The organism is Pseudomonas sp. GW822-FHT02E03 (assembly GCF_058802325.1).
In genome coordinates, this window is the sequence record NZ_JBXAOA010000027.1 from 1 (window position 1) to 26034 (window position 26034).

General features: G+C 60.0%; 22 protein-coding genes and 1 tRNA gene. 4 read left to right on the forward strand and 19 right to left on the reverse strand.

Annotated elements, in window-relative coordinates; genetic code table 11:
• Positions 1-93: 93 nt before the first annotated feature.
• From AC1RQB_RS19420 to AC1RQB_RS19445, 6 genes are all read right to left on the reverse strand, one after another.
• Positions 94-399, reverse strand: coding sequence for a YkgJ family cysteine cluster protein (locus tag AC1RQB_RS19420; protein WP_063342543.1), 306 nt, complete (start codon positions 397-399; stop codon positions 94-96).
• A 60-nt stretch (positions 400-459) separates the two neighbouring features.
• Positions 460-1236, reverse strand: a complete 777-nt coding sequence (locus AC1RQB_RS19425) for an SDR family NAD(P)-dependent oxidoreductase (protein WP_063342544.1) — start codon at positions 1234-1236, stop codon at positions 460-462.
• Between the two features lie 56 nt (positions 1237-1292).
• On the reverse strand, positions 1293-2741 hold the full coding sequence (gene phrB, locus AC1RQB_RS19430) for a deoxyribodipyrimidine photo-lyase (RefSeq protein WP_063343922.1): 1449 nt from the start codon (positions 2739-2741) through the stop codon (positions 1293-1295).
• 32 nt (positions 2742-2773) lie between these two features.
• The gene (locus AC1RQB_RS19435) at positions 2774-3715 is read right to left on the reverse strand and encodes a MerR family transcriptional regulator (RefSeq protein WP_063342545.1); all 942 of its coding nucleotides are present in this window, start codon (positions 3713-3715) and stop codon (positions 2774-2776) included.
• A complete protein-coding gene (locus AC1RQB_RS19440) occupies positions 3715-4674 on the reverse strand; it encodes a YbgA family protein (protein ID WP_008074220.1) in 960 nt (319 codons plus the stop codon). The genes AC1RQB_RS19435 and AC1RQB_RS19440 overlap by 1 nt, the downstream gene beginning before the upstream one ends.
• Positions 4675-4816: 142 nt before the next feature.
• A complete protein-coding gene (locus AC1RQB_RS19445; RefSeq protein ID WP_008074221.1) occupies positions 4817-5803 on the reverse strand; it encodes an NAD(P)/FAD-dependent oxidoreductase in 987 nt (328 codons plus the stop codon).
• Between the two features lie 196 nt (positions 5804-5999).
• On the opposite strand from AC1RQB_RS19445, the gene AC1RQB_RS19450 reads away from it, so the two are divergent.
• Together AC1RQB_RS19450 and hemH are read left to right on the forward strand one after the other, a co-directional pair.
• Positions 6000-6908, forward strand: coding sequence for a TIGR01777 family oxidoreductase (locus AC1RQB_RS19450; RefSeq protein ID WP_063342546.1), 909 nt, complete (start codon positions 6000-6002; stop codon positions 6906-6908).
• An 8-nt stretch (positions 6909-6916) separates the two neighbouring features.
• Positions 6917-7939 carry a ferrochelatase gene (hemH, locus tag AC1RQB_RS19455; protein WP_063342547.1) on the forward strand — a complete coding sequence of 341 codons (1023 nt, stop codon included), beginning with the start codon at positions 6917-6919 and terminating at the stop codon, positions 7937-7939.
• A 164-nt stretch (positions 7940-8103) separates the two neighbouring features.
• Here the strand turns inward: hemH and AC1RQB_RS19460 are convergent, their stop codons facing one another.
• The 7 genes from AC1RQB_RS19460 to leuC form a co-directional block, all read right to left on the reverse strand.
• Positions 8104-10737 (reverse strand): FimV/HubP family polar landmark protein, encoded by a 2634-nt coding sequence (locus AC1RQB_RS19460; RefSeq protein ID WP_063340918.1) that lies wholly within the window; start codon positions 10735-10737, stop codon positions 8104-8106.
• Positions 10738-10945: 208 nt separating this feature from the next.
• Positions 10946-11956: an aspartate-semialdehyde dehydrogenase gene (locus tag AC1RQB_RS19465; RefSeq protein WP_063340919.1), complete on the reverse strand. Its 1011-nt coding sequence runs from the start codon at positions 11954-11956 to the stop codon at positions 10946-10948.
• 280 nt (positions 11957-12236) lie between these two features.
• Positions 12237-13349, reverse strand: a complete 1113-nt coding sequence (gene asd / locus AC1RQB_RS19470) for an aspartate-semialdehyde dehydrogenase (protein ID WP_008075929.1) — start codon at positions 13347-13349, stop codon at positions 12237-12239.
• Positions 13350-13416: 67 nt separating this feature from the next.
• The gene (gene leuB, locus AC1RQB_RS19475; RefSeq protein ID WP_007905958.1) at positions 13417-14499 is read right to left on the reverse strand and encodes a 3-isopropylmalate dehydrogenase; all 1083 of its coding nucleotides are present in this window, start codon (positions 14497-14499) and stop codon (positions 13417-13419) included.
• 93 nt (positions 14500-14592) lie between these two features.
• Positions 14593-15360 carry a class I SAM-dependent methyltransferase gene (locus tag AC1RQB_RS19480; RefSeq protein WP_063340921.1) on the reverse strand — a complete coding sequence of 256 codons (768 nt, stop codon included), beginning with the start codon at positions 15358-15360 and terminating at the stop codon, positions 14593-14595.
• Positions 15361-15512: 152 nt separating this feature from the next.
• On the reverse strand, positions 15513-16157 hold the full coding sequence (leuD, locus tag AC1RQB_RS19485) for a 3-isopropylmalate dehydratase small subunit (RefSeq protein WP_007905962.1): 645 nt from the start codon (positions 16155-16157) through the stop codon (positions 15513-15515).
• 11 nt (positions 16158-16168) lie between these two features.
• Positions 16169-17587, reverse strand: a complete 1419-nt coding sequence (leuC, locus tag AC1RQB_RS19490; RefSeq protein ID WP_007905963.1) for a 3-isopropylmalate dehydratase large subunit — start codon at positions 17585-17587, stop codon at positions 16169-16171.
• Between the two features lie 158 nt (positions 17588-17745).
• Here leuC and AC1RQB_RS19495 point away from each other — a divergent pair, with 158 nt between their 5' ends.
• Together AC1RQB_RS19495 and AC1RQB_RS19500 are read left to right on the forward strand one after the other, a co-directional pair.
• Complete coding sequence (locus tag AC1RQB_RS19495; protein ID WP_007905966.1) at positions 17746-18636, forward strand: LysR family transcriptional regulator; 891 nt, start codon at positions 17746-17748, stop codon at positions 18634-18636.
• A gap of 84 nt (positions 18637-18720) precedes the next feature.
• Positions 18721-21999: a sensor domain-containing protein gene (locus tag AC1RQB_RS19500; protein ID WP_063340922.1), complete on the forward strand. Its 3279-nt coding sequence runs from the start codon at positions 18721-18723 to the stop codon at positions 21997-21999.
• 103 nt (positions 22000-22102) lie between these two features.
• On the opposite strand, the gene AC1RQB_RS19505 is transcribed toward AC1RQB_RS19500, so the two are convergent.
• The 6 genes from AC1RQB_RS19505 to AC1RQB_RS19530 all read right to left on the reverse strand — a co-directional run bounded on the left by AC1RQB_RS19505 (position 22103) and on the right by AC1RQB_RS19530 (position 25955).
• Positions 22103-22549 carry an Hsp20 family protein gene (locus AC1RQB_RS19505; protein ID WP_008075938.1) on the reverse strand — a complete coding sequence of 149 codons (447 nt, stop codon included), beginning with the start codon at positions 22547-22549 and terminating at the stop codon, positions 22103-22105.
• Between the two features lie 120 nt (positions 22550-22669).
• Positions 22670-23629 carry a tRNA dihydrouridine synthase gene (locus tag AC1RQB_RS19510; RefSeq protein WP_038980070.1) on the reverse strand — a complete coding sequence of 320 codons (960 nt, stop codon included), beginning with the start codon at positions 23627-23629 and terminating at the stop codon, positions 22670-22672.
• Between the two features lie 166 nt (positions 23630-23795).
• Positions 23796-24245 carry an acyl-CoA thioesterase gene (locus tag AC1RQB_RS19515; RefSeq protein WP_008075943.1) on the reverse strand — a complete coding sequence of 150 codons (450 nt, stop codon included), beginning with the start codon at positions 24243-24245 and terminating at the stop codon, positions 23796-23798.
• 48 nt (positions 24246-24293) lie between these two features.
• Positions 24294-25127 carry an alpha/beta fold hydrolase gene (locus AC1RQB_RS19520; protein WP_063340923.1) on the reverse strand — a complete coding sequence of 278 codons (834 nt, stop codon included), beginning with the start codon at positions 25125-25127 and terminating at the stop codon, positions 24294-24296.
• Positions 25128-25157: 30 nt separating this feature from the next.
• On the reverse strand, positions 25158-25697 hold the full coding sequence (locus AC1RQB_RS19525; protein WP_063340924.1) for a TetR/AcrR family transcriptional regulator: 540 nt from the start codon (positions 25695-25697) through the stop codon (positions 25158-25160).
• 182 nt (positions 25698-25879) lie between these two features.
• Positions 25880-25955 (reverse strand) — tRNA-Glu (locus AC1RQB_RS19530).
• Positions 25956-26034 lie beyond the last annotated feature (79 nt).

Consider the following 26034-nt stretch of genomic DNA (forward strand, 5'->3'; position numbering starts at 1 on the left):
CCCCCCCCCCCCCCCCCCCCCCCCCCCCCCCCCCCCCCCCCCCCCCCCCCCCCCCCGCTCCCACATTGGATCTTCATGGCCTGCTGTATTCGCTCACCGATACGCCGTCGCAATCCCCTGGCGTTCGGTGATGCATTCCGGTGCGCCCATTTCGAATTCCCGGCAAATCAGCGGACGTTTTTCGTAGATGGTGCACATCATGCTGTCGCGATCCAGCGCGGCGCACCAGCCGTCATCCAGTCGCAGCATGACTTCCCCGCCCCAATCATCGGTATCGATAAAACGCTCGGGCACGCCGGTGTCGGTGATCAACATGACTTCAAGCTGGCAGCAGCAGGCCGCGCAGGTCGAGCAGGTGACCGCCGGTTCGGCGATTTGCGTATGGGGAATAGTTTTCATGGCGCGCAGTGTAAGCCAGTGGGACCGCGCTGTGTGAAAGGCCTGACAGACGCTCGGGCTTCACGGCAGATCTTCGATTGGCGGATTGCTTCGCTCCATGCGCTTGCCGATTTCCAGTCCCCTCTGGCCGGGCTTTTGCGGCAGAGGCCAAAGGACAGGCATGAGCAGTTCCGGTAAAGGGAGCTCCAGTGGCCGATGCTTGAGCAGGTCGAAGAGGTACCGCGCAGCTTTGTCCGCCGACCAATCGAGGTGTTGTGAAACGTTGTTGCTCAGGGGGGGATCGATAAGTCCTGGGCTGACTACGGTCATTTCGATGTTTTCCGGCGCCACGTCGATGCGCAAGGACTCGAAAAGGTGACGCAATCCGGGCTTTGAATCGCCATAGGCTTCGGCCCGTGGCAGAGGCAGGTAGGTCACCGAGCTGGCCAGGGCCACCAGATGCGGCGCAGTGCCCGCTCGCAGCAGGGGGCGGGCAGCTTCGATGCAATAGCTGCTGGCAAGCAGGTTGGTGCGCACGATGTGCTCGATGATTGATGAGTCGAACTGATTGACGTCGACGTATTCGCAGGTCCCCGCGTTGAGGATCATGGTATCCAGAGAGCCCCATTGGCTGGCAATCTGCTCGCCGATTTCGCGCACCCGTTGGCTGTTGGTCAAATCACCGGCAACCACCAACACTTGCCCGGGATAACGCTGAGACAAGGCTTTCAATGGCGCCAATGAGCGGGAGCTGACGGCCAGATGGGCACCGGTTTTCAGTATTTCTTCGGCCAACGCGGCACCAATACCGTTGCTTGCGCCGGTCAACCAGTATCGCCTTGGAGGTGTACGACTCATCTCAATCTCCTTTATCTTCCTGATTCAATCCCATGTTCATACGTAAAACTGCGCTATCAAGGTGATTCCGGTGGCGATAAACCCTGTCGCGACGGCAGGTTCTTGAACGCGGCCAAGGCCCGTTCGCGGGAAGTGCTCAGGTTGACAATCGGCGATGGATAATCCGTCACACCGAATAATCCGTCGAGTCTCGCGCGATTGTGCAGGTCTTTTTTATTCATTTCGTTGATCTGCGGCAACCAATGTTTGATGAAAACCCCTTCGGCGTCGAATTTTTCCGACTGGCTCAAGGGGTTGAAAATCCGGAAGTAGGGTGCCGAATCGGTGCCGGTGGACGAACTCCACTGCCAGCCACCGTTGTTCGCCGCCAGATCGCCGTCAATCAGATGCCGCATGAAGAAACGCTCGCCTTCACGCCAGTCGATCAGCAGGTTTTTGGTCAGGAACATTGCCACGATCATGCGCAAACGGTTGTGCATCCAGCCGGTTTCCAGCAATTGGCGCATGGCGGCATCGATGATCGGCAGGCCGGTACGGCCTTGTTGCCAGGCCTTGAGGTCTTCCGGGGCATCACGCCAGGCCAGGGCTTCGGTTTCCGGGCGAAAGGCGCGGTGCCGGGAAACCCGTGGGTAGCCCACCAGAATGTGTTTGTAGAATTCTCGCCACAGCAACTCGTTGATCCAGGTGACGGCACCGACCTTGCCGCTTTCGAATTCCCCCTGATTGCTTTGCAACGCGGCGTGCAGACACTGGCGAGGGGAGATGACCCCGGCGGTGAGATAGGCCGAGAGCTGGCTGGTGCCGGGTTTTGCCGGGAAATCACGCTCGCTGTGGTAATAGTCGATCTGTGTGTCGGTAAAAGTCTCGAGGCGGCGTCGGGCTTCAGTTTCGCCGGCCGGCCAGAGAGCACGCAAACTGTCGCTGGGCGTGTCGAAGCCCTCGACACGAGAGGGCGGTTCGTCGCTGGCGATACCCAGCGGCGCCTGGATGGCGGGGGCGGTAACCAATCTCGGCAATGATGCATGCAAGCGTTCGTAGCAGACCTTGCGGAACTGGCTGAAGACCTGGAAATAGGTGCCGGTTCTGGTCAGCACGGTGCCGGGCTTGAGCAACAATTGATCAAGATAGCTGTAAAAGTCGATGCCTTGGGCTTTCAGGACTTGGGCCACCGCGGCATCACGACGGGTTTCATGAATGCCGTACTCTTCGTTGACGTGCACTGCGCCGATTTTCAATTGCTGGCACAACTCGAGCAGCACCTTTGGTGCTTCATCCCAGCGGGATGCCTTGCGAATCAGCAGCGGGATGTTCAGGGCGTCCAGCGCATGGCGTAACTCGCCAAGGTTGCGCAGCCAGAAATCCACTTTGCACGGCGCATCGTCATGCGCCAGCCATTGCTGCGGACTCAGCAAATACACCGCCACACTCGGGCCGCGGGCTGCAGCGGCCGAGAGGGCGGTGTTGTCGTGTAGACGCAAGTCGCTGCGCAGCCAGATCAATTGCATGGTGGTATCCGCACGATCATTGAAATACGCCATTAAATGAGCCCGCGCTGAATCAGGCCCTGATGAGCCGATAATGGGTCTTCGGCCAGGGACAAGTCAGCAATGGCAGTGGTTCTTGCGGATAACTCGGTGTGGTGGATGCACACCGTTGCCCCGGCAATCATTTTTGGGCAGCTGACGCCGTTCAAAAGTTTCGTCAGCTGTGAAAGATTCATGGCTTTGCTGGAATACAGCAGTACGCCGCGGGCTTGCAGGTGATCGACCGCCAGCGCAAGTTCGCCAGCGGGGAGCGGCCAGTCGAAGACTTCTACCGGACAATCGACGCTGCTGATCAGCCAGGCGGTGAGCCACAGATAAGGCTCCAGTGGCAGGTCCGAGTAATTGATCAGCAGCAGCGGCGCGGTGCGCAACTGACGGTTGTTATGGTAGATCCTCGCGCCGAATTTGCTGCGCAACCAGGAATAAACAAACACCCGCTCCATTTGCGCGCCGAACTGGCCTTGCCAGCGTTGCTCCAGTTCCGCCAGCAACGGCATCAGTAATTGTTCACACAAGGTGCGGGGCGGATACAGCGCCATCGCTTGATTTACCGTGTCATCGAGGGTGCGTTCGGCCAGCTGAGTGACCGCTTGCAGCAATGACTTGCGCAGCACCAGCCAATCGTTCCCGATGGGGGCGGTAAGCCCCTGTGGCGTGTCGAGCAATTGTTTGACCTGGCTGACAGCCACGCCGCGATTGAGCCAGGTAAGGATCGTCAGGATCCGTTGCACGTGTTCGGCACAGAACAGCCGGTGCCCCTTGGGCGTACGCTGGGGCACAATCAGCCCATAGCGCCGTTCCCAGGCGCGCAAGGTGACAGCATTGACTCCGGTCTGCCGGGACACTTCACGAATGGGCAGCCAACCAGCGTCCAAGGCCTTCTTGAAGTCAGTGCCGAGGTCTTCGCTGGCGCTGGAATCCGGTGGATTTTTCATTAAATCGCGTTTCGCAGGCTGAGGTTTTCCGGGTGCGGTTGCAGGTAAACCTGTTGCGCAATGTACGGATCCGGGTATTGGCGAAAGTAGTGTTTGAGCAACATCAATGGCACCACCAGCGGCACGATGCCCCTGCGGTATTGGCCGATGACGTGCTGCACTTCCTGTTTGTCTTCAGTGCTGATGGCCTGTTTGAGATAACCGCTGAGGTGCTGCAGCACGTTGGTGTGGGTGCGGCGTGTGGCGCACTTTTTCAGGGCCGCCATCAGCTCGCTGAAATAGCGTGGGCCGAGCACTTGCGGATCGGTTTGCCCCATGTTGCCCAACAAGTTGCCCAGGGTTTTGTATTGCACCGGGTTGTGGGCCATCAGCAGGTATTTGTAGCGCGAGTGAAAGTCAATGAGGCCGCGCCGGGTCAAGCCTGTTTGCAGCAATTGCTGCCAGGCGCTGTAGGCGAACACGCGGGTGAGGAAGTTTTCCCGCAGCACCGGGTCGTTGAGGCGGCCGTCTTCTTCCACCGGTAAATCAGGATGCAATGCACAGAAGGCTTGGGCGTAGATACCACGGCTACCGCCGTCCACTGGCGCGCCGTTGGCGTGGTAGACCTTGACCCGTTCCAGCCCGCACGAAGGGGATTTCTGCATAAAGATATAGCCGCAGATGTCATCCAGCTCCAGCGCCATTTTTTGACCGTGCTCGGCCAGAGGTCGGGTGACGTTGATCTCAGGGTGGACGGTGCCGACAGCCTCCGGGTGCTCGGGGTTGCCGACCAGGCGGATCGGTTCGCGAGGGATACCCAGGCCAATGGCGACTTCCGGGCACACCGGGACGAAATCGAAATAGTCAGAGAGGATGCGGCTGCACAGAGGTGACGCCTTGTGCCCACCGTTGTAACGCACCTCGGCTCCCATTAGGCAAGCGCTGATGGCGATTTTGGGTTTCATGGCTGTAGGGGGCATCGGGGCGCCTCGAATCCAGACCTGTACAGATTATTAGATCTGTACAACATGACTTCATCATAGATTCAAAGGTGTACAAGTCAAAGTTTTTGTATAAGTTTTTTTGCGGTGCTGCTGCCCATGTCGACAGCAGCGATTCAATTCACTGCAGGTGTTCATGCAGCCGGCGGGCTGCTTCCTGACCACTGAGCCAGGCACCTTCGACACGGCCAGACAGGCACCAGTCGCCGCACACATACAGGCCCAGATCAGCATCAGCCAGGGCACCCCATTCATGGCTGCTGGCCGGCCGGGCGTACAGCCAGCGGTGAGCGAGGCTGAAGGTCGGAGCAGGCATGGCATCGTTCAGCAGCTCGGCGAAAGCACCGTGCAATTGCTCGATCACCGCTTCCTTGGGCAGGTCGATATGCTGCCGGCTCCAGGCACTGGTGGCATGCAGCACCCAGGTATCGAGGGTGGTGTCGCGTCCTGGTTTGCTGCGGTTGCGCGCCAGCCAGTCCAGCGGACTGTCCTGCACGAAGCAACCTTCGATGGCGGTTTCCAGTGGCGTGTCGAACGCCAGTGCGACGGCCCAGGTGGGTTCCATTTTTACCCCGGCGGCGGCTCCGGCGAGTTTCGGTGCGGTCGCCAGCAGCGCGGTTGCCTGAGGGGCTGGCGTGGCGATCACAACATGACTGAACGGGCCATGGGTGAAGCCCTCGGCGTCTTGCAGATGCCAATGTTCTTCACCGCGATAGACCTCAGTGATGCGGCAAGCGAAATGCACTTCCAGATCACCGAGCAGGCCGCGCGTGATCGCGCTCATGCGTGGTGTGCCGACCCAGCGTGTCTGTTCATCCGGCGAAGGTCTGAGCTGGCCGCCGTGGAAGGTATAGAGCTGCGGCGTCCATACGGCGACCCAACCATTGGTTTGCCAGCGCTGGACTTCGGTGACGAAGCGGCGGTCGCGAGCAGTGAAATATTGCGCGCCCATGTCCAGAGCACCCGCATCGCTGCGCTTGCTCGACATGCGTCCGCCACTGCCGCGGCTTTTATCGAAAAGTTGAACGACATGCCCGGCCTCCGTCAGGGCCTGGGCGGCTGAGAGTCCGGCGATGCCGGTGCCGATGATTGCGATAGGTACAGTCATAGGGGCCTCGTTTACCTTTCTGTACAGACTACGCCGTGGTTCAAACCTGTACAATATTGTTTTTTGGTATAACTTTTAGCGTCCTCGTTCTGACAGCTTGGCCTATTGTTAAGCACAGAGCCTGCCCAATACCAAAGATCCCTGCTTATAAAAATAGACTAGTGATCAGGGTAAAACGCCACGCGAGGAAGATGTCATGCACATATTGCTGACCGGCGGTACTGGTTTGATAGGACGTCAACTCTGCCGACACTGGTTGAGCCAGGGACATCGCCTGACGGTCTGGAGTCGCACGCCTGCAAAAGTCGCCAAAGTCTGTGGCACTCAGGTGCGTGGAATCGCACGGCTTGAGGACCTGGGTCAAGAACCGGTGGATGCAATTATCAACCTCGCGGGCGCACCGATTGCCGATCGGCTCTGGACGCACAAACGCAAGGCATTGTTGTGGAGCAGCCGGATCACCCTGACCGAAACCCTGCTGGCCTGGCTCGAAAGCCGCGAGCAGAAACCGCCGGTATTGATTTCTGGCTCCGCGATCGGTTGGTACGGCGACGGTGGTGAGCGGGAGTTGACTGAAGAATCTCCACCGGTCATTGATGATTTCGCCAGCCAATTGTGCGTCGCCTGGGAGGAAACCGCGCAACGCGCCGAAGCCTTGGGCATTCGCGTGATCCTCATTCGTACCGGGTTGGTGCTGTCCGCCGAGGGCGGCTTTTTGTCGCGGCTGTTGTTGCCGTTCAAACTGGGGCTGGGCGGGCCTCTCGGCAGTGGTCGGCAGTGGATGTCGTGGATTCATATCAAGGATCAAATAGCCCTGATTGATTTTCTTCTGCACCGCAATGAGGCCAGCGGTCCATATAATGCCTGCGCGCCCAAGCCGGTGCGCAATCGCGAATTCGCCCAAACGTTGGGTAGCGTGTTGCATCGTCCGGCGTTCATGCCGATGCCAACCCTCGTGTTGAAGGTGGGCCTGGGCGAGTTGTCATTGTTGCTGCTGGGTGGCCAGAAGGCCATGCCGGCTCGCTTGCTGGAAGCGGGCTTCACTTTCCAGTTCACTGATTTGCGCGCGGCGTTGGACGATGTGTCCAGCCGCCTTGAGAAATAGGACGTTGCATGACCGATCACGCGTTGCTTCTGGTCAACCTGGGTTCACCCGCTTCCACCTCGGTGGCGGATGTGCGCAGCTACCTCAATCAATTTCTGATGGACCCGTATGTGATCGACCTGCCGTGGCCGGTGCGGCGTTTACTGGTGTCGTTGATTCTGATCAAGCGCCCAGAGCAATCGGCCCACGCTTATGCGTCGATCTGGTGGGCGGACGGCTCGCCACTGGTGGTGCTCAGCCGTCGTCTGCAACGGGCCATGACCGCGCAATGGACCCACGGGCCGGTGGAGCTGGCGATGCGCTACGGCGAGCCATCCATTGAGTCGACGCTGGTTCGTCTGGCGGCTCAGGGTCACAAAAAAATCACCCTGGCGCCGCTCTATCCGCAGTTTGCCGATAGCACAGTGACCACTGTAGTCGAGGAAGCCAAACGGGTGGTGCGGGAGAAGAAGCTCGACGTGCAGTTCTCGATCCTCCAGCCGTTCTACGATCAGCCAGAATACCTCGAGGCTCTGGTGGCCAGCGCTACGCCATATTTGCAGCAGGATTACGATCACCTGCTGCTGAGCTTTCATGGTTTGCCGGAACGGCACCTGAAGAAGCTCAATCCGGGTCACTGCTTCGAAGGTGGCGGCGATTGCTGCGCCGGTGCGCCGCCGGAAGTGGTCGCGACCTGTTATCGCGGTCAGTGTCTGCGCACCGCCGCAGAGTTTGCCAAGCGCATGGGCCTGCCGGACGGCAAGTGGTCGGTGTCGTTCCAGTCGCGTCTGGGCCGGGCCAAGTGGATCGAACCCTACACCGAAGCACGCCTCGATGAGTTGGCCAAAAGCGGCGTGAAGAAAGTCCTGGTGATGTGCCCGGCGTTCGTCGCCGATTGCATTGAAACCCTGGAAGAGATCGGTGATCGCGGGAAGGAGCAGTTCCGCGAAGCGGGAGGGGAGGAGTTGGTGCTGGTGCCGTGCCTCAATGATGATCCGCAGTGGGCCAAGGCGTTGAACGCATTGTGTGAACGGGCGCCGTTGGCGCTTTAAAAGCATCGCGGGCAAGCCCGCTCCCACAGGTTTTGCGGGCGCCAAAGATCCTTGTGGGAGCGGGCTTGCCCGCGATAGCAATCTCGTAGACGCCATCGCATCCGCGCCCAAACAAAAACGGCAGCCTCGATGGGCTGCCGTTTTGTTTATGCCTTGCCGATGACTCACGCCAGACGCGACAGCATTTCCCTGGCTTCGCTCTTCTGACCCGCATCACCCTCGGTCACCACCTCATTGAGGATGTCCCGAGCGCCGTCGCTGTCGCCCATGTCGATGTAGGCCTGGGCCAGATCGAGTTTGGTGGCGACTTCGTCGGTGCCGGAGAGGAAATCGAAGTCCGGCTCATCAGCCGCGGAGGCCAAAGCGTCTTCGGCGGTGAAGCTAGGCTCACCTAAACTCTGGGACAGACGATCCAGCTCAGCGTTGACGTCGTTGAGTTCACTTTCGAAGGCATCAGGCTGATCCGGGGCAGCGGCGTCCATTTCATCGGCCAGCGACAGGTCGAAATCCGCAGGCAGCTCCAGGTCGTCGAGCGTCGGCTCGGTCACGGGCGCCGCTTCGGCGACAGGCAAATCCTTGAGATCTTCATCCAGACTCAGCAGGAAGTCATCTTCGGCCAGGGTTGCCGGCGAGGCGTCGCCGCCCAGATCCATGTCCAGGTCGAAGTCCGACAGATCGTCGAGGTTTTCCTTGATTTCAGTCTGTTGCTGCAACACCGACTCAAAGCTCAGATCGTCGTCCAGCGGGAATTCGTCCAGCTCAGCCAGAGCTTCTGGTGCTGGTGTTGGCTCTGGTGTTGGCTCTGGCACCAGAGCAATGGCAGGCGAGATTGGAGTAGCCGCCTCCAGATCGTCCAGGCTCAGATCGAATGCGCTGTCGAAGTCGGACAATGACGGTTCCGGGGCTTGCGGCTCGTCCAGCAGCAGGTCCTTGACGTACTGCGCATCCAGCTCAGCGGCGATGGCGGCGGCAGCCAGACCGCTAGCCGCCACAACAGCCATGGCCGGGAAGCGGCTTTTCAATTCTTCAACCCGGGCGAAGTTATCGCCGTTGGCCACCAGTTGACGCTCCTGAGCGACGAACGCATCGCGATCGCCCTGCTGACCGTAGACTTCCATCAGCTTCAAGCGCAAGTCACTGCGTTGCGGCGCTTGTTTGATAGCGTCTTCCAGCAATGCGGCGGCCTGATTCAAACGACCGCCTGTAATGTGCGACTGCGCCTGAGCCAGCACGTCGTCAGAACGGTCGGAACGCTCGGCGGCAGGCGACACCAGTGGCGCAGCGATTGGCGGCGTCACCACAACCGGAGCAATCACCGGGGCCGGCGCGGGTGCAGGCGTTGGCGCGGTCGCAAGTTTCACGCTCGGCGGCGGAACTTCCAGGCCTTCGAAGCTGCTTGGCGGCAGGTCCTGGTCGACGGAGAACTCTTGCTCCTCCTCCAGGGCACGGGCCATGCGCAGATGCTTCTCGGCTTCTTGCTGAGCTTTGCGGCGACGGGCCAGCAACAGCAGCAAGAGCAACAGCACCACCGCACCGCCACCCACCAGACCCAGCAGGATCGGATTGGTCAGCAGCTCGTTGAATTTCTGATTCTCAGATGTTGCAGGCGCTGGCTCGACGGCTTCTGGTGCAGCAGCCTGCGGCGCAGATGTTGTCGCAGACGCGTCCGCTGGCGTTGCCGCAGTGTTGGCCGCCAGCTCAGCCGACATTGCCGGAGCGCTCGAAGCGGATGCATCCGCGCCGCCTTCGGCCTGCAACTTGGCCAATTGGTTGTTCTTCAGTTCGATCAGGCGTTGCAGCTTGTCCAGCTGACTTTGCAGATCGCTCATGCGGCTTTTCAGTTCGGCGTTGTCACGACGAGTCGCATCTAGGCTTTCCTCGGTAACGGCCAGTTTATCGCTTAACGCTTTCGCATCACCGGCGGCGCCTTTGCCGCCCTTGCCGGTGTCGGCAGACACCAGGCTCAGTTTGTCTGCGGCAGGCTGCGATGAAGCACCTTCACCGCGAGCGCGCTTGGTGGCATCGAGTTGCTGCTGACCGGTTCCCGGTTTCGCCACGTAGCGACGGCCCTGACGCCACGCGGTGTTCTGCGCGGCGACCTCAGCGATGGCCTTGGGCTGTGACAGGTTGGTGCTCTGCACCTGATCAGGCAGACGCAGCACTTGACCGGTTTTCAGTCGATTGATGTTGCCGTCGATGAACGCATCCGGGTTCAGCGCCTGGATGGCCAGCATGGTCTGCTGGATCGAACCACCGTTACGCGCCTTCGCGGCGATCTCCCACAGGGTATCGCGCGGCGTGGTGGTGTATTGCGACGATTTGGTCGCGCCAGTGACTGGCGCAGTCACCGTTTGGGCTGGCGCTGGTTGTGCGGCGGCATCGGCGGTCTGCGGCGAGAATTTGGACGGATCGAGCAGCACGCTGTAGTCGCGTAGCAGACGACCGTTGGGCCACATCACCTGAACCAGGAATTTCACCATCGGTTCGGACAGCGGTTTGCTGGACGTGACGCGCAGGATGCTTTTGCCGCTGGCGTTAAGCACCGGGGTGAAGGTCAGGTCATTGAGAAATGCCTGACGATCGACACCGGCCTTGGCGAAATCTTCGGGCGAGGCCAGGCTCGGCACCACTTCGGCAGCCGTGAGGTCCTTGACGTCGAGCAACTCGATTTCTGCGACCAGAGGCTGGTTCAGCGTCGATTTCAGGGTCAATTCCCCGAGCCCGAGGGCATGCGCCATACCGGAGGACAGCGCCGAGGCGGCCGCTATTGCTAACACCAGTTTGCGAACTTGAACCATAACCTCTTCCTTTGTTTGAACATTCCTCGGCCAGCGAGAAGGTGTTGATTGCCGCTGCCGTAAGGCATTGCGCGCGGCGGCGAAGGGTCGTCGCGCGCGATCATTTCATTCATGCAATGGGAAGCCCTGCGGGGTGGCTCACCTTAAGCATTCCGGCCAAGCATGACGCTCGACGGGAATCATTCGATAAATTGTTGCCAAGTATCTTTTACAGCAGGTCTTTTATCAACAATTCAGCCACCTGCACAGCATTGAGCGCGGCGCCTTTGCGTACGTTATCTGACGTCAGCCACACATTAAGTTCCGCCGGGTCGTCGATCCCGCTACGAACCCGACCAACGTAAACCACGTCCTGCCCTACTGCATCGCCTACCGGGGTCGGGTAATCGCCCGCCTCGACCAGTTCGATACCGGGTGCCGCTTCCAGAGCTGCATTGACTTTCGCCAGGTCGACAGCGCTCGACGACTGCAAGGTCACGTTAAAGCTATCGCCAAAAAACACCGGAGCTTGAATACAAGTGACGGAAATCTTTAATAACGGTAGCGCCATGACCTGACGCAGTTCGCGCACCAGGCGTTTTTCCAGCAACGTATGGCCCTGATCATCAGGTTTACCGACTTGCGCCAGCAGGTTGAAAGCCATCTGCCGATCGAAGAAAGCCGGCTCCAGCGGACGCACGTTGAGCAGCTCGGCGGTTTGCCGGGCCAGCTCGGTGACCGCTTCGCGGCCTTGGGCAGAGACCGCCAGACACGCCGTCAGGCTGATGCGTTGCAGGTCGAGCAAACCGAGCAACGGCGCCAGCACCACCGCCAGCGTCGCGGCCGAAGGACTTGGGCTGCTGACCTGGAAAGGTTTTTTCAGGCCGGCCAGAATTTCAGCGTTGGCCTCAGGCACCACTTGCGGCGCCTGATCAGCCGGCAAGGCGCCGGACAGGTCGATCAGCGAGCAACCGGCGGCCGTGGCACGCGGAGCGAAACTGAGGGTCACCGCCGGACCAGCGGCAAAGAACACCAACTGGACTTTGCTGAAATCGAACTCATCGACTTCCCGCACCCGCACGTTCTTGCCACGAAACGGCACCGAATGACCGGCCGATTCACTGCTCGCCAGCAGGTGCAGGTTGCCGACCGGAAAGTCCCGCTCTTCGAGAATCTGGACGAGTGTTTCGCCGACAGTACCGGTGGCGCCGATCACGGCAATATCAAAGGACTGGCTCATGGTTCTACCTCTGGCGAAACGGGGGGAGCGGCACTTTACCGGGTGGTTGGCAGTGAGGCAATTTCTGCCAAGGATTTGTGGCGCCTATACCGGCCTCATCGCGGGCAAGCCCGCTCCCACAGGTTTTGTGGGGCTCCCATATTTTGCATACGACCCCAACCTTGTGGGAGCGGGCTTGCCCGCGATGACGGAATAGCAGACAAACGAGCACCCTCAGTCTGTCGCGCATAAAAAAACCCGCACCTCTTTCAAGGCGCGGGCTCTTCATTACTTCAACAGATCAACGCTCAAGCAGAATCCGCAGCATGCGACGCAGCGGTTCGGCCGCGCCCCACAGCAGTTGGTCGCCGACGGTGAAGGCACCGACGAACTGCGAACCCATGTTCAGCTTGCGCAGACGGCCGACCGGTACATTCAGGGTGCCGGTGACCTTTGTAGGGCTCAGCTCCTGCATGCTGATTTCGCGGTTGTTCGGCACCAGCTTGACCCATGGGTTGTGCTGGCTGATCAGCCCTTCGATGTCGGCGATCGGCACATCTTTGTTCAGCTTGATGGTCAGCGCCTGGCTGTGGCAACGCATGGCGCCGATGCGCACGCAGATGCCGTCCACCGGGATCGGGCTCTTGAAGCGACCGAGGATCTTGTTGGTCTCGGCCTGAGCCTTCCACTCTTCGCGGCTCTGGCCGTTTGGCAGTTCCTTGTCGATCCACGGGATCAGGCTGCCAGCCAGTGGTACGCCGAAGTTTTCGGTCGGGTATGCGTCGCTGCGCATGGCTTCGGCAACACGACGGTCGATGTCGAGGATGGCACTGGCCGGGTCGGCCAGTTGATCGGCGACAGCGGCGTGGGTCACACCCATTTGCTTGATCAGTTCACGCATGTGCTGCGCGCCGCCACCGGAGGCCGCCTGATAGGTCATGGCGCTCATCCACTCGACCAGACCGGCTTCAAACAGGCCACCCAGGCCCATCAGCATCAGGCTGACGGTGCAGTTGCCGCCGATGTAGTTCTTGGTGCCCGCGTCGAGCTGCTGGTCGATGACCTTGCGGTTCACCGGGTCCAGCACGATCACCGCGTCATCCTGCATGCGCAGGCTGGAAGCGGCGTCGATCCAGTAACCCTGCCAGCCGGCTTCGCGCAGCTTCGGGAATACTTCGCTGGTGTAGTCACCACCCTGGCAGGTCAGAATCACGTCGAGGGTTTTCAGCTCTTCAATGCTGTAAGCGTCCTTGAGCGGAGCAATGTCCTTACCCACGGACGGGCCTTGGCCACCGACATTGGAAGTGGTGAAAAACACCGGCTCAATAAGATCGAAATCCTGCTCTTCCAGCATCCGCTGCATGAGCACGGAACCGACCATACCGCGCCAACCGATCAGACCTACACGTTTCATCGCAACTACACCTTCTTAAAAGTGGGCCGCTGCTTTCATGGTTGAAAGTTGCAGCGGGCCAAAGAGATTACAGATTCCGCAGCGCGGCGACTACTGCATCGCCCATTTCCTGCGTACCGACCTTGGTGCAACCGGCCGACCAAATGTCGCCCGTGCGCAGGCCCTGATCCAATACCAGGCTCACGGCCTGCTCGATGGCATCGGCCGCGTCCTGCAGATTGAAGCTGTAACGCAGCATCATCGACACCGACAAAATGGTCGCCAACGGGTTGGCAATGCCCTTGCCAGCGATGTCCGGCGCCGAACCGTGGCACGGCTCGTACATGCCTTTGTTGTTGGCATCCAGTGATGCCGACGGCAGCATGCCGATCGAGCCGGTGAGCATCGACGCTTCGTCGGAAAGAATGTCACCGAACAGGTTGTCGGTGACGATCACGTCGAATTGCTTCGGTGCACGCACCAGTTGCATGGCGGCGTTGTCGACGTACATGTGGCTCAGTTCGACGTCCGGGTAGTCCTTGGCCACTTGCTCGACGACTTCACGCCACAGTTGGCTGGACGCCAGCACGTTGGCCTTGTCCACCGAGCACAGCTTCTTGCCGCGTACGCGGGCCATGTCGAAACCGACACGGGCGATACGGCGGATTTCGGTTTCGCTGTACGGCAGGGTGTCGTAGGCCTGACGCTCGCCGTTTTCCAGTTCACGCACGCCACGTGGCGCGCCGAAGTAGATGCCGCCGGTCAGTTCACGGACGATCAGGATGTCCAGGCCCGCCACGATTTCTGCCTTCAGGCTGGAAGCCTCGGCCAGTTGCGGGTACAGGATCGCCGGACGCAGATTACCGAACAGGCCCAATTGCGCGCGGATTTTCAGCAGACCGCGCTCAGGGCGGATGTCACGCTCGATGGTGTCCCATTTCGGGCCGCCCACGGCGCCCAGCAATACCGCATCGGCGGCACGGGCACGGGCCAGGGTTTCGTCGGCCAGCGGCACACCGTGCTTGTCGATGGCGGCGCCACCGATCACGTCATGACTCAGTTCGAAGCCCAGGCTGTACTTGTCGTTCGCCAGCTCCAGCACCTTGACCGCTTCGGCCATGATTTCCGGGCCAATACCGTCACCCGGGAGAATCAGAATCTGCTTGCTCATGCTTTCCTCATGTCATCAGTCGGCACGCCCTTGGGCACACCCGGAAAAATTCTATCGCTCGGCGCCTATGCTTCAGAGCTTACCGTTCAAAGCTTATCGTTCAGCCATCAGCACCAGCACATCTGTACTGAACGAGCCATCGGCCTCAATCTCAAAATATTCGCGAACTTCATTGCCCATCGATTGCTGCAACTCGCGGATTGCCGCGCGCATCGCCTGCGGCGTGCGCATGCGCTCGACCCAGGAGGTGTACTCCAGACGCAGCCGTTGGCGCGTGGTGCTGCGGGTATGCAACCCCGCTTCGCTGACCTGACGCAACCACTCGCCAGCAGAATAATCGCGCACGTGGCTGGTGTCGCGCAGCACTTCGACGCTTTGCAGGTAAGTGTCGAATAACGGGCTGCCCGGCGACAACACATCGATGAACGCCGCCACCCCACCCGGTTTCAGCACCCGACGAACTTCGCGCAGGGCCAGCCCAAGGTCGCTCCAATGGTGCGCTGAGTAGCGGCTGAAAACGAAATCGAACTCGCCATCAGCGAACGGCAGGCGCTCGGCGGCACCCAGTACCGTGGACACATTGCTCAAGCCGCGATCGACAGCAGCCGCGGCCACTACGTCAAGCATCTGTTGAGACAGGTCGTAAGCCACCACTTCCTTGACCAGCGAAGCCACGTGAAAACTCACATGACCGGCCCCGCAACCGAGGTCGAGCACACGAGCATCGCCCTGCCCCGCCAGTTCAGCCTGTAGCAGCGCGAATTCAGTGCCTTGAGCGTGTACGGCGCTGCTCAGATAGGCCGAGGCCTGTTCACCGAATTGCTTTTGTACTACCTGACTGTGCTGGGCGGTGCTGGTCATGGGGACTTCCTTTGGGAATGAGTCTTGTGGTGCCTGGTCTGTCGTCATCGCGGGCAAGCCCGCTCCCACAGGTTTTGTGAACAGCGCAAATCACTGTGGGAGCGGGCTTGCCCGCGATGAGGCCGGTCCTATCCTTACAAATTCCGAATCAATCACGCATCACGAAACAACCACGGCTGGCTCGCACGATGTTTGGCCTCAAACGTGGCAATCGCCTCGTGGTCCTGCAAGGTCAGGCCGATATCGTCCAGGCCATTGAGCAGGCAGTGCTTGCGGAACGCGTCAATCTCAAAACTCAACACCTTGCCATCCGGACGGGTCACGGTCTGAGCTTGCAGATCAACCTGCAACTGATAGCCCGGAGTCGCCTCAACCTGCTGGAACAGTTCATCAACTTCAGCGTCGCTCAGGATGATCGGCAGCAAGCCGTTCTTGAAGCTGTTGTTGAAGAAGATATCGGCATAGCTCGGCGCGATAATGCTGCGGAAACCGTACTCTTCCAACGCCCACGGTGCGTGTTCGCGGCTGGAGCCGCAACCGAAGTTCTCACGGGCCAGCAACACGCTCGCGCCTTGATAACGTTCGGCGTTGAGGACGAAGTCCTTGTTCAACGGACGCTTGGAGTTGTCCTGATACGGCTGCCCGACATCCAGGTAACGCCACTCATCGAACAGGTTCGGGCCGAACCCGGTGCGCTTGATCGACTTCAAGAACTGCTTCGGAATGATCTGGTCGGTGTCGACGTTGGCACGATCCAAAGGCGCGACAAGACCAGTGTGCTGGGTAAAAGCTTTCATGCTGCGCTCCTTTAGATCAATTCACGGACGTCGACGAAACGACCGTTCACGGCTGCGGCGGCGGCCATGGCCGGGCTGACGAGGTGCGTACGGCCACCGGCGCCCTGACGGCCTTCGAAGTTACGGTTGGAGGTCGACGCGCAATGCTCGCCCGACTCCAAACGGTCCGGGTTCATCGCCAGGCACATCGAGCAACCCGGCTCACGCCATTCGAAACCGGCCTCGAGAAAAATCTTGTCCAGACCTTCGGATTCGGCCTGAGCCTTCACCAGCCCCGAACCCGGCACCACGATGGCCTGCTTGATGGTCGACGCCACTTTGCGGCCCTTGGCGATCACGGCGGCGGCGCGCAGGTCTTCGATCCGCGAGTTGGTGCAGGAGCCAATGAATACGCGGTCCAGCTGAATGTCGGTGATCGCCTGATTGGCAGTCAAACCCATGTATTTCAAAGCGCGTTCGATGGAGCCACGCTTGACCAGGTCCATTTCCTTCGCAGGATCGGGAACGTTCTGATCGACAGCCAAGACCATCTCAGGCGAGGTGCCCCAGCTGACTTGCGGCTTGATCTGAGTGGCATCGAGCTCGACGATGGTGTCGAACTTGGCATCCGCGTCGGAAACCAGGTCTTTCCAGGCCTCGACAGCCAAGTCCCATTCCGCGCCTTTCGGAGCAAATGGACGGCCCTTGACGTAAGCCACGGTTTTTTCGTCGGCGGCCACCAGCCCTACGCGAGCGCCGGCCTCGATGGACATGTTGCAGATAGTCATGCGGCCTTCGACCGACAGATCGCGAATCGCGCTACCGGCGAATTCGATGGCATGGCCGTTACCGCCGGCGGTGCCGATTTTGCCGATCACGGCGAGGACGATGTCCTTGGCGGTCACGCCGAACGGCAATTGACCTTCGACCGATACCAGCATGTTTTTCATCTTTTTCGCGACCAGGCACTGCGTGGCGAGCACGTGCTCGACCTCGGAAGTGCCAATACCGTGAGCCAAGGCACCGAATGCGCCGTGGGTCGAGGTGTGAGAGTCGCCGCAAACCACAGTCATGCCCGGCAAGGTTGCGCCCTGCTCCGGGCCGATGACGTGGACGATGCCTTGGCGGACATCATTCATCTTGAATTCGACGATGCCGTATTCGTCGCAGTTATCGTCGAGGGTCTGAACCTGCAAACGCGAGACTTGGTCGACAATCGCATCGATGCCGCCCTTGCGCTCCGCAGTAGTCGGAACGTTGTGGTCCGGGGTCGCGATATTGGCATCGATGCGCCAAGGCTTGCGCCCGGCCAGACGCAGGCCTTCAAAGGCTTGCGGCGAGGTCACTTCGTGGATGATGTGACGATCGATATAGATCAGCGCCGAGCCATCGTCGCGCTGCTTGACCAAATGCGAATCCCAGAGCTTGTCGTAGAGCGTTTTGCCGGCCATCAGACGGTTCCTCATCAGCTTGTTTCTATGCCCCGGATTTTGAAAGCTTCAATAACCCTTTGGCTTGTGAGGTCGATCCTAGGGGGTTACATTAAATAACTCAAATTCATATTTTTCATGCTTTGCATAACCAACTGGAATGCCACCGAGACATCATCATGGACCTCGCCAACCTCAATGCTTTTATCGCGATTGCCGAGACCGGAAGCTTCTCCGGCGCTGGCGAACGGCTACACCTGACGCAACCCGCCATAAGCAAGCGCATCGCCGGGCTGGAGCAGCAATTGAAGGTACGGCTGTTCGATCGTCTGGGCCGGGAAGTCAGCCTGACCGAAGCCGGTCGCGCCCTGCTGCCACGGGCCTATCAGATCCTCAATGTACTGGATGACACCCGCCGCGCCCTGACCAACCTGACCGGCGAAGTCTCCGGTCGTCTGACATTGGCCACCAGTCATCACATCGGCCTGCACCGTTTACCGCCCTTATTAAGGGAGTTCACCCGACGTTACCCACAAGTGGCGCTGGATATTCAGTTCCTCGACTCGGAAGTTGCTTACGAAGAAATCCTCCATGGCCGCGCCGAACTGGCGGTAATCACGCTTGCACCGGAGCCCCATGCACTGGTCAAGGCCACGCCGGTGTGGGACGACCCGCTGGATTTCGTGGTCGCCCCAGAGCATTCGCTGATCGCTAACGGTCCGGTCAGCCTGGCGGATATTGCCCTGCATCCCGCGGTTTTCCCCGGCGGCAACACCTTTACCCACCACATCGTGCAGCGCCTGTTCGAGGCCCAGGGCCTGACGCCGAACATCGCCATGAGCACGAATTATCTGGAAACCATAAAAATGATGGTCTCGATCGGCCTCGCCTGGAGCGTTTTGCCGCGCACCATGCTGGACGATCAAGTGGCGCGCATACCTTTGCCGGGCATACAGCTCACTCGCCAGCTAGGCTATATCCTGCACACCGAACGGACGCTGTCGAACGCGGCGCGGGCCTTCATGGCTCTGCTGGATGCACAAATCGATCAGCCAGGGACTCGCGGCTAAGCTGTGCTTCTTCTTTTTGTGCTACGCCTATAGAGCCCCAAAACCCTGTGCCTAACGCCCAATTCAGCCCAAGGCCTGTTATCCATGCCCAAATCTGTTGAACGTATGCCGCCGATGCCGCGAATTCAGGCACTTGACCCCAAACGGTCCGAGCAGAGCTGGGAAAGCGCCCCGCAGTTGCTGGCGGCCCTCAACGGCGCTCGGCTCGGCGCCTGGTATTGGGACATCGAGCGGGGGCAAATCAGTTGGTCACGGGGTACTCAGGCGTTGTTCGGCTTCGATCCCCGGCAACCGTTGCCCGAGGACCTGGAATACCTTGACCTGCTGCCCCAGGAGGATCGGGCGAAAGCCATTCGCGCTTTCCATGCGGTGATCGCCGGCGCACCGCTGGAACAGGCCATGCACCACCGCATCCGCTGGCCCGATGGCAGCCTGCATTGGCTGGAGATCAACGGCAGCCTGCTGCCGGACAAAAATGGCCGGCCACGAATGATAGGGGTCATTCGTGAAATCACCCATCAGCGCCAGCGCGAACAGGCGCTGAGCAGCTCGGAAAAACGCTTCGCCACGCTGTTTCACCTGTGCCCGAACATGGTCCTGCTGACCCGCCAGGAAGATGGCCTGATCAGCGAAGCCAACCAGTATTTCGAAAGCCTGTTCGGCTGGCCGGTGCAAGACGCCATCGGCCGAACCACGCTGGAACTGGGCCTTTGGGTCAACCCGGAGCAACGGGTGCAACTGGTCAAGGCCACCAAGGCCAAAGGCGAGCTGATCAACATGGAGGTGCAATTTCGCGCCAGCAACGGGCAGGTTCACGACGGCATCCTCAGCGCGCAAAAGGTCGAACTCGAAGGCCAGCCTTATCTGCTGAGCACGTTCCTCGACACCACCGAACGTAAAATTGCCGAGCACGCCCTCAAAGACAGCCAGGAACGCCTGGACCTGGCCCTGGATTCGGCGCAACTCGGCACCTGGGACTGGCACATTCCCAGCGGCATGCTTTACGGCTCGGCGCGGGCCGCCCAGTTACATGGGCTGGACCCCAAACCCTTCCATGAATCCTTCGATGCGTTTTTCGAAGGCGTGCCCGACGAAGAACGCGGCACCATGCGCGACGCCTACCGCAGCCTGCGCGAAGGCCCGGCCGGCAATTACCAGCTGACTTACCGCGTGCAGCTAACGGATGGCAGCTCGCGCTACCTGGAAAGCCGCGCCAGACTCTACCGCGATGAACAGGGCAACCCGTTGCGCATGGCCGGCACACTGCTGGACATCACTGATCAGGTAGAGCGCGAACAGCAACTGGTGGCGTCGGAAGAGAAATTCGCCACCTTGTTCCAGGTCAGCCCGGACCCGATCTGCGTCACGCGCCAGGACACCGGTCACTTCATCGAGATCAACTCCAGCTTCACTCAAACGTTCGGCTGGAGCACCGTCGACGTGATTGGCCGCAGCGCCGACGAAATCGGCCTGTGGGACGCTTCGGCGAAGAGCCTGCAAAGGATCGAGCGGGTCATCCGCGAACAGGGCCTGAACAATGTGGCGATCATCGTCCGGCACAAGGACGGACAGTCCCTGACCTGCGTGATATCGAGCCGGCAGATCAGCGTCGGCGACCAACCCTGCATCGTCACCACCCTGCGCGACATCACCCAGCAGCAACGCTCGGAAGCGGCGCTCAAGGCCAGCGAGGAGAAGTTTGCCAAGGCCTTCCACTCAAGCCCCGACGCCATCACCATTACCGAGCGCGACACCGGACGCTACCTGGAAGTTAACGATGGCTTCTGTCGCCTGACTGGCTACCGCGCCGATGAAGTGGTCGGCCGCACGGTGTATCAGGTGGGCATCTGGGCCGAAGAGAAACAACGCTCGGCGTTGCTGGCGGAACTACAGATCAAGGGCCGGGTTCACCATCAGGAAATGCTCGGGCGCAACAAACGCGGCGAGTTGTTGACCGTCGAAGTCTCGGTGGAGCCGATCACCCTCAACGAAACGGCGTGCCTGCTGCTGACCGCCCGAGACGTCAGCTTGCTGAAAAACGCCGAAGCGCAGATCCGTCACCTGGCCTACCACGACCCGCTGACCAACCTGCCCAACCGCGCCCTGTTGATGGATCGTCTGAGCCAGCAGATCGCCCTGCTCAAACGCCACAACCTGCGTGGCGCACTGATGTTCCTCGACCTCGACCACTTCAAGCACATCAACGACTCCCTTGGCCACCCGGTGGGTGATACGGTGCTGAAGATCATCACCGCGCGCCTTGAAGCCAGCGTGCGCATGGAGGACACCGTCGCGCGCCTGGGCGGTGACGAATTCGTGGTGCTGCTCAGCGGCCTGGAAGGTTCGCGCAGCGACGTCAGCGCTCAGGTCCGGGAGTTGGCGGATACCTTGCGCGAACTGCTGTCCGAACCGATGTTCCTCGACGGACAGCGCCTGCAAGTAACACCGAGCATCGGCATCGCGCTGATCCCCGACCACGGCTCGACCCCGACCGACCTGCTCAAACGCGCCGATATCGCCCTCTACCGCGCCAAGGATTCAGGCCGCAACACCACGCAGATGTATCACAACACTATGCAGAAGGCCGCCAGCGAACGCCTGCGCATGGAAACCGACCTGCGCCTTGCCCTTTCCCGGGGTGAGTTCAGCGTGCAATACCAACCACAGGTGGACGCTCGCAATAACCGCATTACCGGCGCAGAAGCCTTGGTACGCTGGCACCATCCGCAACTGGGCGCGCAATCGCCCACCGAGTTCATCAAGGTGCTGGAAGACAGCGGGCTGATTCTGGAAGTCGGCACATGGATCCTCGACGAAGCGTGCGCTGCCTTCAAACATCTGATCGCCAAGGGCCTGATCAATCCGCTCGATTTCAGCCTGTGCGTGAACATCAGCCCCCGGCAATTCCGTCAGAACGATTTCGTCGAACGCATCGAACACAGCCTCGGCAGCCACGGCCTGCCCTGCTCGTTGCTGAAACTGGAAATCACCGAAGGCATCGTCATCCAGAACCTGGACGACACCATCAGCAAAATGCGGCGCCTGAAAAAACTCGGCGTGAGCTTTGCGATGGACGATTTCGGTACCGGTTATTCCTCGCTGACCTACCTCAAGCGCCTGCCGGTAGACACCCTGAAAATCGACCAGTCGTTCATCCGCGATGCCACCACCGACCCAAACGATGCCGAAATCATTCGCGCCATCGTCGCCATGGCCCGCAGTCTGGAGTTGGAAGTCATCGCCGAAGGCGTGGAAACCCTGGAGCAACTGGCGTTTTTGCAAGGGCTGGGCTGCCATTTGTATCAAGGGTATTTGCACAGCCGGCCGCTGCCGGTTGAGGAGTTTCAGAAACTGTTGAAATAAGGCGATGCAGCAACTGCCGAACCGCTACGTACGGCTGTAGCAGCTGCTACGAATGGGCACAAAAAAGGGCGCCGGTGGATGGCGCCCTTTTTGTTGCTTTGACTCAGTGCTGCAGAGCCGGTTTTTCCGTCCCGTTGATCGGGATGCGTTTGGCTTTCGCTTCTTCCGGAATCACGCGCAGCAGGTCGATGCTCAACAAACCGTTGCGCAGTTCGGCGGCCTTGATTTCAATGTGGTCCGCCAGACGGAACGACAGTTTGAAGGCGCGCTGAGCGATGCCTTGGTACAAGTAAGTGACGCTTTCGTCCGCGTCACGTTTGCCGCCACTGATGGTCAGCACACCTTTCTCCACTTGCAGGTCCAGGTCTTCTTCCTGGAAACCGGCGGCCGCTACGACAATGCGGTATTGATCATCACCGTATTTTTCAACGTTGTAGGGTGGATAGGTGCTGCCTGGCTCATTGCGCAGGGCGGTTTCGAACAGGTCGTTGAAACGGTCGAAACCTACCGAGGAACGGAACAGTGGGGCCAAGGAAAATGCAGTACTCATGATTCAAATCTCCTGAACATAATCAGCAAGTTTTTTTGTCTCCGCGACCCGAATTCGGCATCGCGTAATCCTTAGATAAGGACCGCTGATTGCTTTTCAAGAGATTATTTCAAGATTTTTTCAGGCTGCTTCAGACACCTGCAGCCCCAGTAAACGCGAGACATTATCCAGTTCGGTCTCACGACGCAGGACGGTGAACAGCTCTACCGCTTCGGGATAATTGCGGGTCAGCATTGCCAGCCACTGCTTCAAGCGACCCGGCGATTGGCGTGGCGTCATCTGCGCCTTGGCTTGCAGCCAGAAGTCTTGAATCAGCGGCAGCAGCTCGGCCCAGGTCATCTCAACGACGTCTTCACCGGCGCGGGCGGCGGCGATTTGCCGGGCCAGATCCGGACGCGATACCAGACCGCGACCGAGCATGATGTCTTCGACGCCGCTGATCTCGCGGCAACGACGCCAGTCCTCGACGCTCCAGATGTCGCCATTGGCAAACACCGGGACCTTGACCACGTCCTGCACCCGAGGGATCCATTCCCAGTGGGCTGGCGGCTTGTAGCCATCGGTCTTGGTCCGCGCGTGAACCACGATGTGCGCCGCCCCGCCTTCAGCCAGGGCCGTGGCGCAAACCAGCGCACCGTCCGGGCTGTCGAAACCGAGGCGCATCTTGGCGGTCACTGGAATGTGCGCTGGCACCGCACGACGGACGTGTTCGACGATTTGGTTGAGCAGTTCAGGCTCTTTGAGCAGCACCGCGCCGCCACGGGATTTGTTGACGGTCTTGGCCGGGCAGCCGAAGTTCAGGTCGATGACCTCGGAACCCAACTCGCAGGCCAGTGCGGCGTTTTCCGCCAGGCACACCGGATCGGAGCCCAGCAGTTGCACCCGCAGCGGCACACCGGAGGCGGTTCGGGCGCCAGTCAGCAGTTCCGGGCCGAACTTGTGGTAATAGGCAGGCGTAAGCAGCTGATCGTTGATCCGAATAAATTCGGTCACGCACCAATCGATACCGCCCACACGGGTCAGCACGTCCCGCAGGATGTTGTCGACCAACCCCTCCATGGGCGCCAAAGCAATTTGCATGAAAAACACACTCAACGAAAAACGTGCGGCAGTTTACTGGATTGCGCGAGAAATCTGCAGAACATCGCTGATTCCTTGTGGGAGCGGGCTTGCTCGCGAAAGCGGTTTAACATTCAACAATGGTGCTGCCTGTCAGTCTGCTTTCGCGAGCAAGCCCGCTCCCACATTAGATTTTCGCTGAATCCAAATCCTGCAACGCCGGGCCATAGCCCTCGATAAACTCCGCCGGCATGCGCTTGGGCTTGCCGGTCGACAGTTCGATGCACACGAAAGTGGTCTGCGCCCGCAGCAACGTGGTGTTGTCACTGGGGCGTTTGAGCTGGAAGTGGCGGGTCATTTTCAGGCGCTGGTCCCAATCGACGATCCAGGTCGCCAACTGCAACTCATCACCCTCATAGGCCGCCGCCAGATAATCGATCTCGTGCCGTACCACCGCCATCGCCCGATCCAGCCGCCGGTACTCGACCAGATCCAGGCCCAGCCGTTGCGAGTGGCGCCAGGCGCAACGCTCGAGCCAGGTCACGTACACCGCGTTGTTCGCGTGGCCCAACCCGTCGATGTCCTCGGCGTCCACTTCCAGATCAATGATAAACGGCGTTGCCCGATCCCAGCCCATGCCCCACTCCCGGTCAGATTATTTCGACCGGGGCAGTGTAACGGATGCTCAGGCCGATTGGCGCGATTGCAGACTGCGACCGGCCAGCAGCGAAAGAACGCCGTCGATCACCCGAGGATCGGCCAGCACCCGCTGATGCCCACCCTCTTCTAGGCGCAACAGACGGCTGTCGAACCAGGCTTCGTGGATCAACTGGGATTCCTTGACCGGGACAAAGTTGTCGTCCTCGGCATGGACGATCAGCCCCGGCATGTCGAGCTGATAGTGCGCGACATCCAGTGCAGCGGCACGCATGCCGACGTCTTTCTCGACCTGGCGAATAAACGCCGAACGCGCTTTGGGCGGCAGGCGCACATAGCGTGCGAACCCACGCAGTACTCCGAGAATTCGCGCCGGGGCGGCGATCGAGACCAGGGTTTCGGTGCGCAAGCCCAACTGAACCGCGAGCATCGCGCTAGCGCCACCCATGGAGTGGCCGATCACCGCTTGCAGCGGCGGTAACTCAGCGGCCGCCTCGAGCATGGCCCGGGCGAACAGCACCACATTTGCTTCGCGACCAGGCGAGCGACCATGAGCCGGGCCGTCCAGGGCAACCACGGTGTAACCGGCATCGACCAGCGCCGTGATCAGCGCGGCAAACTGGGTCGGCCGGCCTTCCCAGCCATGCATCAATAACACCGCCGGCCCCTGCCCCCAACGCAGCGCCGAGAGGCCGAAGCGCAAGGTGATTCGTTCGGATTTCGCCAGCAGCGGCAATTCCCAATCACGCGGCGGCAATTCCCGCGGAGTCATGAACGCCAGGCGCATCTTGCTCGCCACCAGCTTCGGCGCGAACCAGCCCAAGGTGCCATTAACGCCACGAACCCAGCTCAACGTGTTCATCGCTCATCTCCTCAGGCTGATGCCTTTAGGTCACAGCACCGCCGACTTGGCGGCGCGCAGCAATCGATCGGACAACTCTCCTGGCCCCAGCGCCCGCGCCAGAGCCAAACCACCGACCATCAAGGCCATGTCGGCCAAGGCTTTGTCGGCGTCTTCCGGACTGGCCGCCAATTGCGCGACCATCAACTCGACATGCTCATTCAATGCCACACGAAATTCGTCCGGCAGACGACCCAGCTCGCCGACCGACGCCGGAATCGGGCATGCCTGCTCGGTGGAATCACGGTGTTTGCGCGACAGGTAGAACGCTGCGACCAACGCGCGACGCTCTTCGCCGGTCAACTCGGCATCCATGTCGGCGATCAAGCCACGACGATGGCTGAGTAGCTGCTTGAACGCTTCCAGCATCAATGCGTCCTTGCTTTCGAAGTGTGCGTAGAAGCCGCCGACCGTCAGACCAGCCGCGCCCATCACTTCGCCCACGCTCGGCTCGGCCGGGCCGCGCTGGATCAGCGCTGCACTGGCAGCCTTGAGGATGCGTTCGCGGGTTTGAGCTTTTTTATCGTTCATCGTTGCCTCCGAATATTACGACTAGAATATTATTCTCATAATAATTTTTCGCAAGTCGTGGATGTGACCGCTGGTCTGAAGAACAGTTTTGAGAAAAAAGGAGAGTTGGCCAAACGCCAGACAAACAAAAGGGCCATTCAATAATTGAATGACCCTTAAAAATCCCGCAGAGCGGGTAATCGTGGCGTCCCCTAGGGGACTCGAACCCCTGTTACCGCCGTGAAAGGGCGGTGTCCTAGGCCACTAGACGAAGGGGACACAAACCCTTCTATACAATGATCAGTGCTGAGAGCTGATCGATTCAAGGCCGGTGTGGCCAGACCTTGAACTGTAAAAC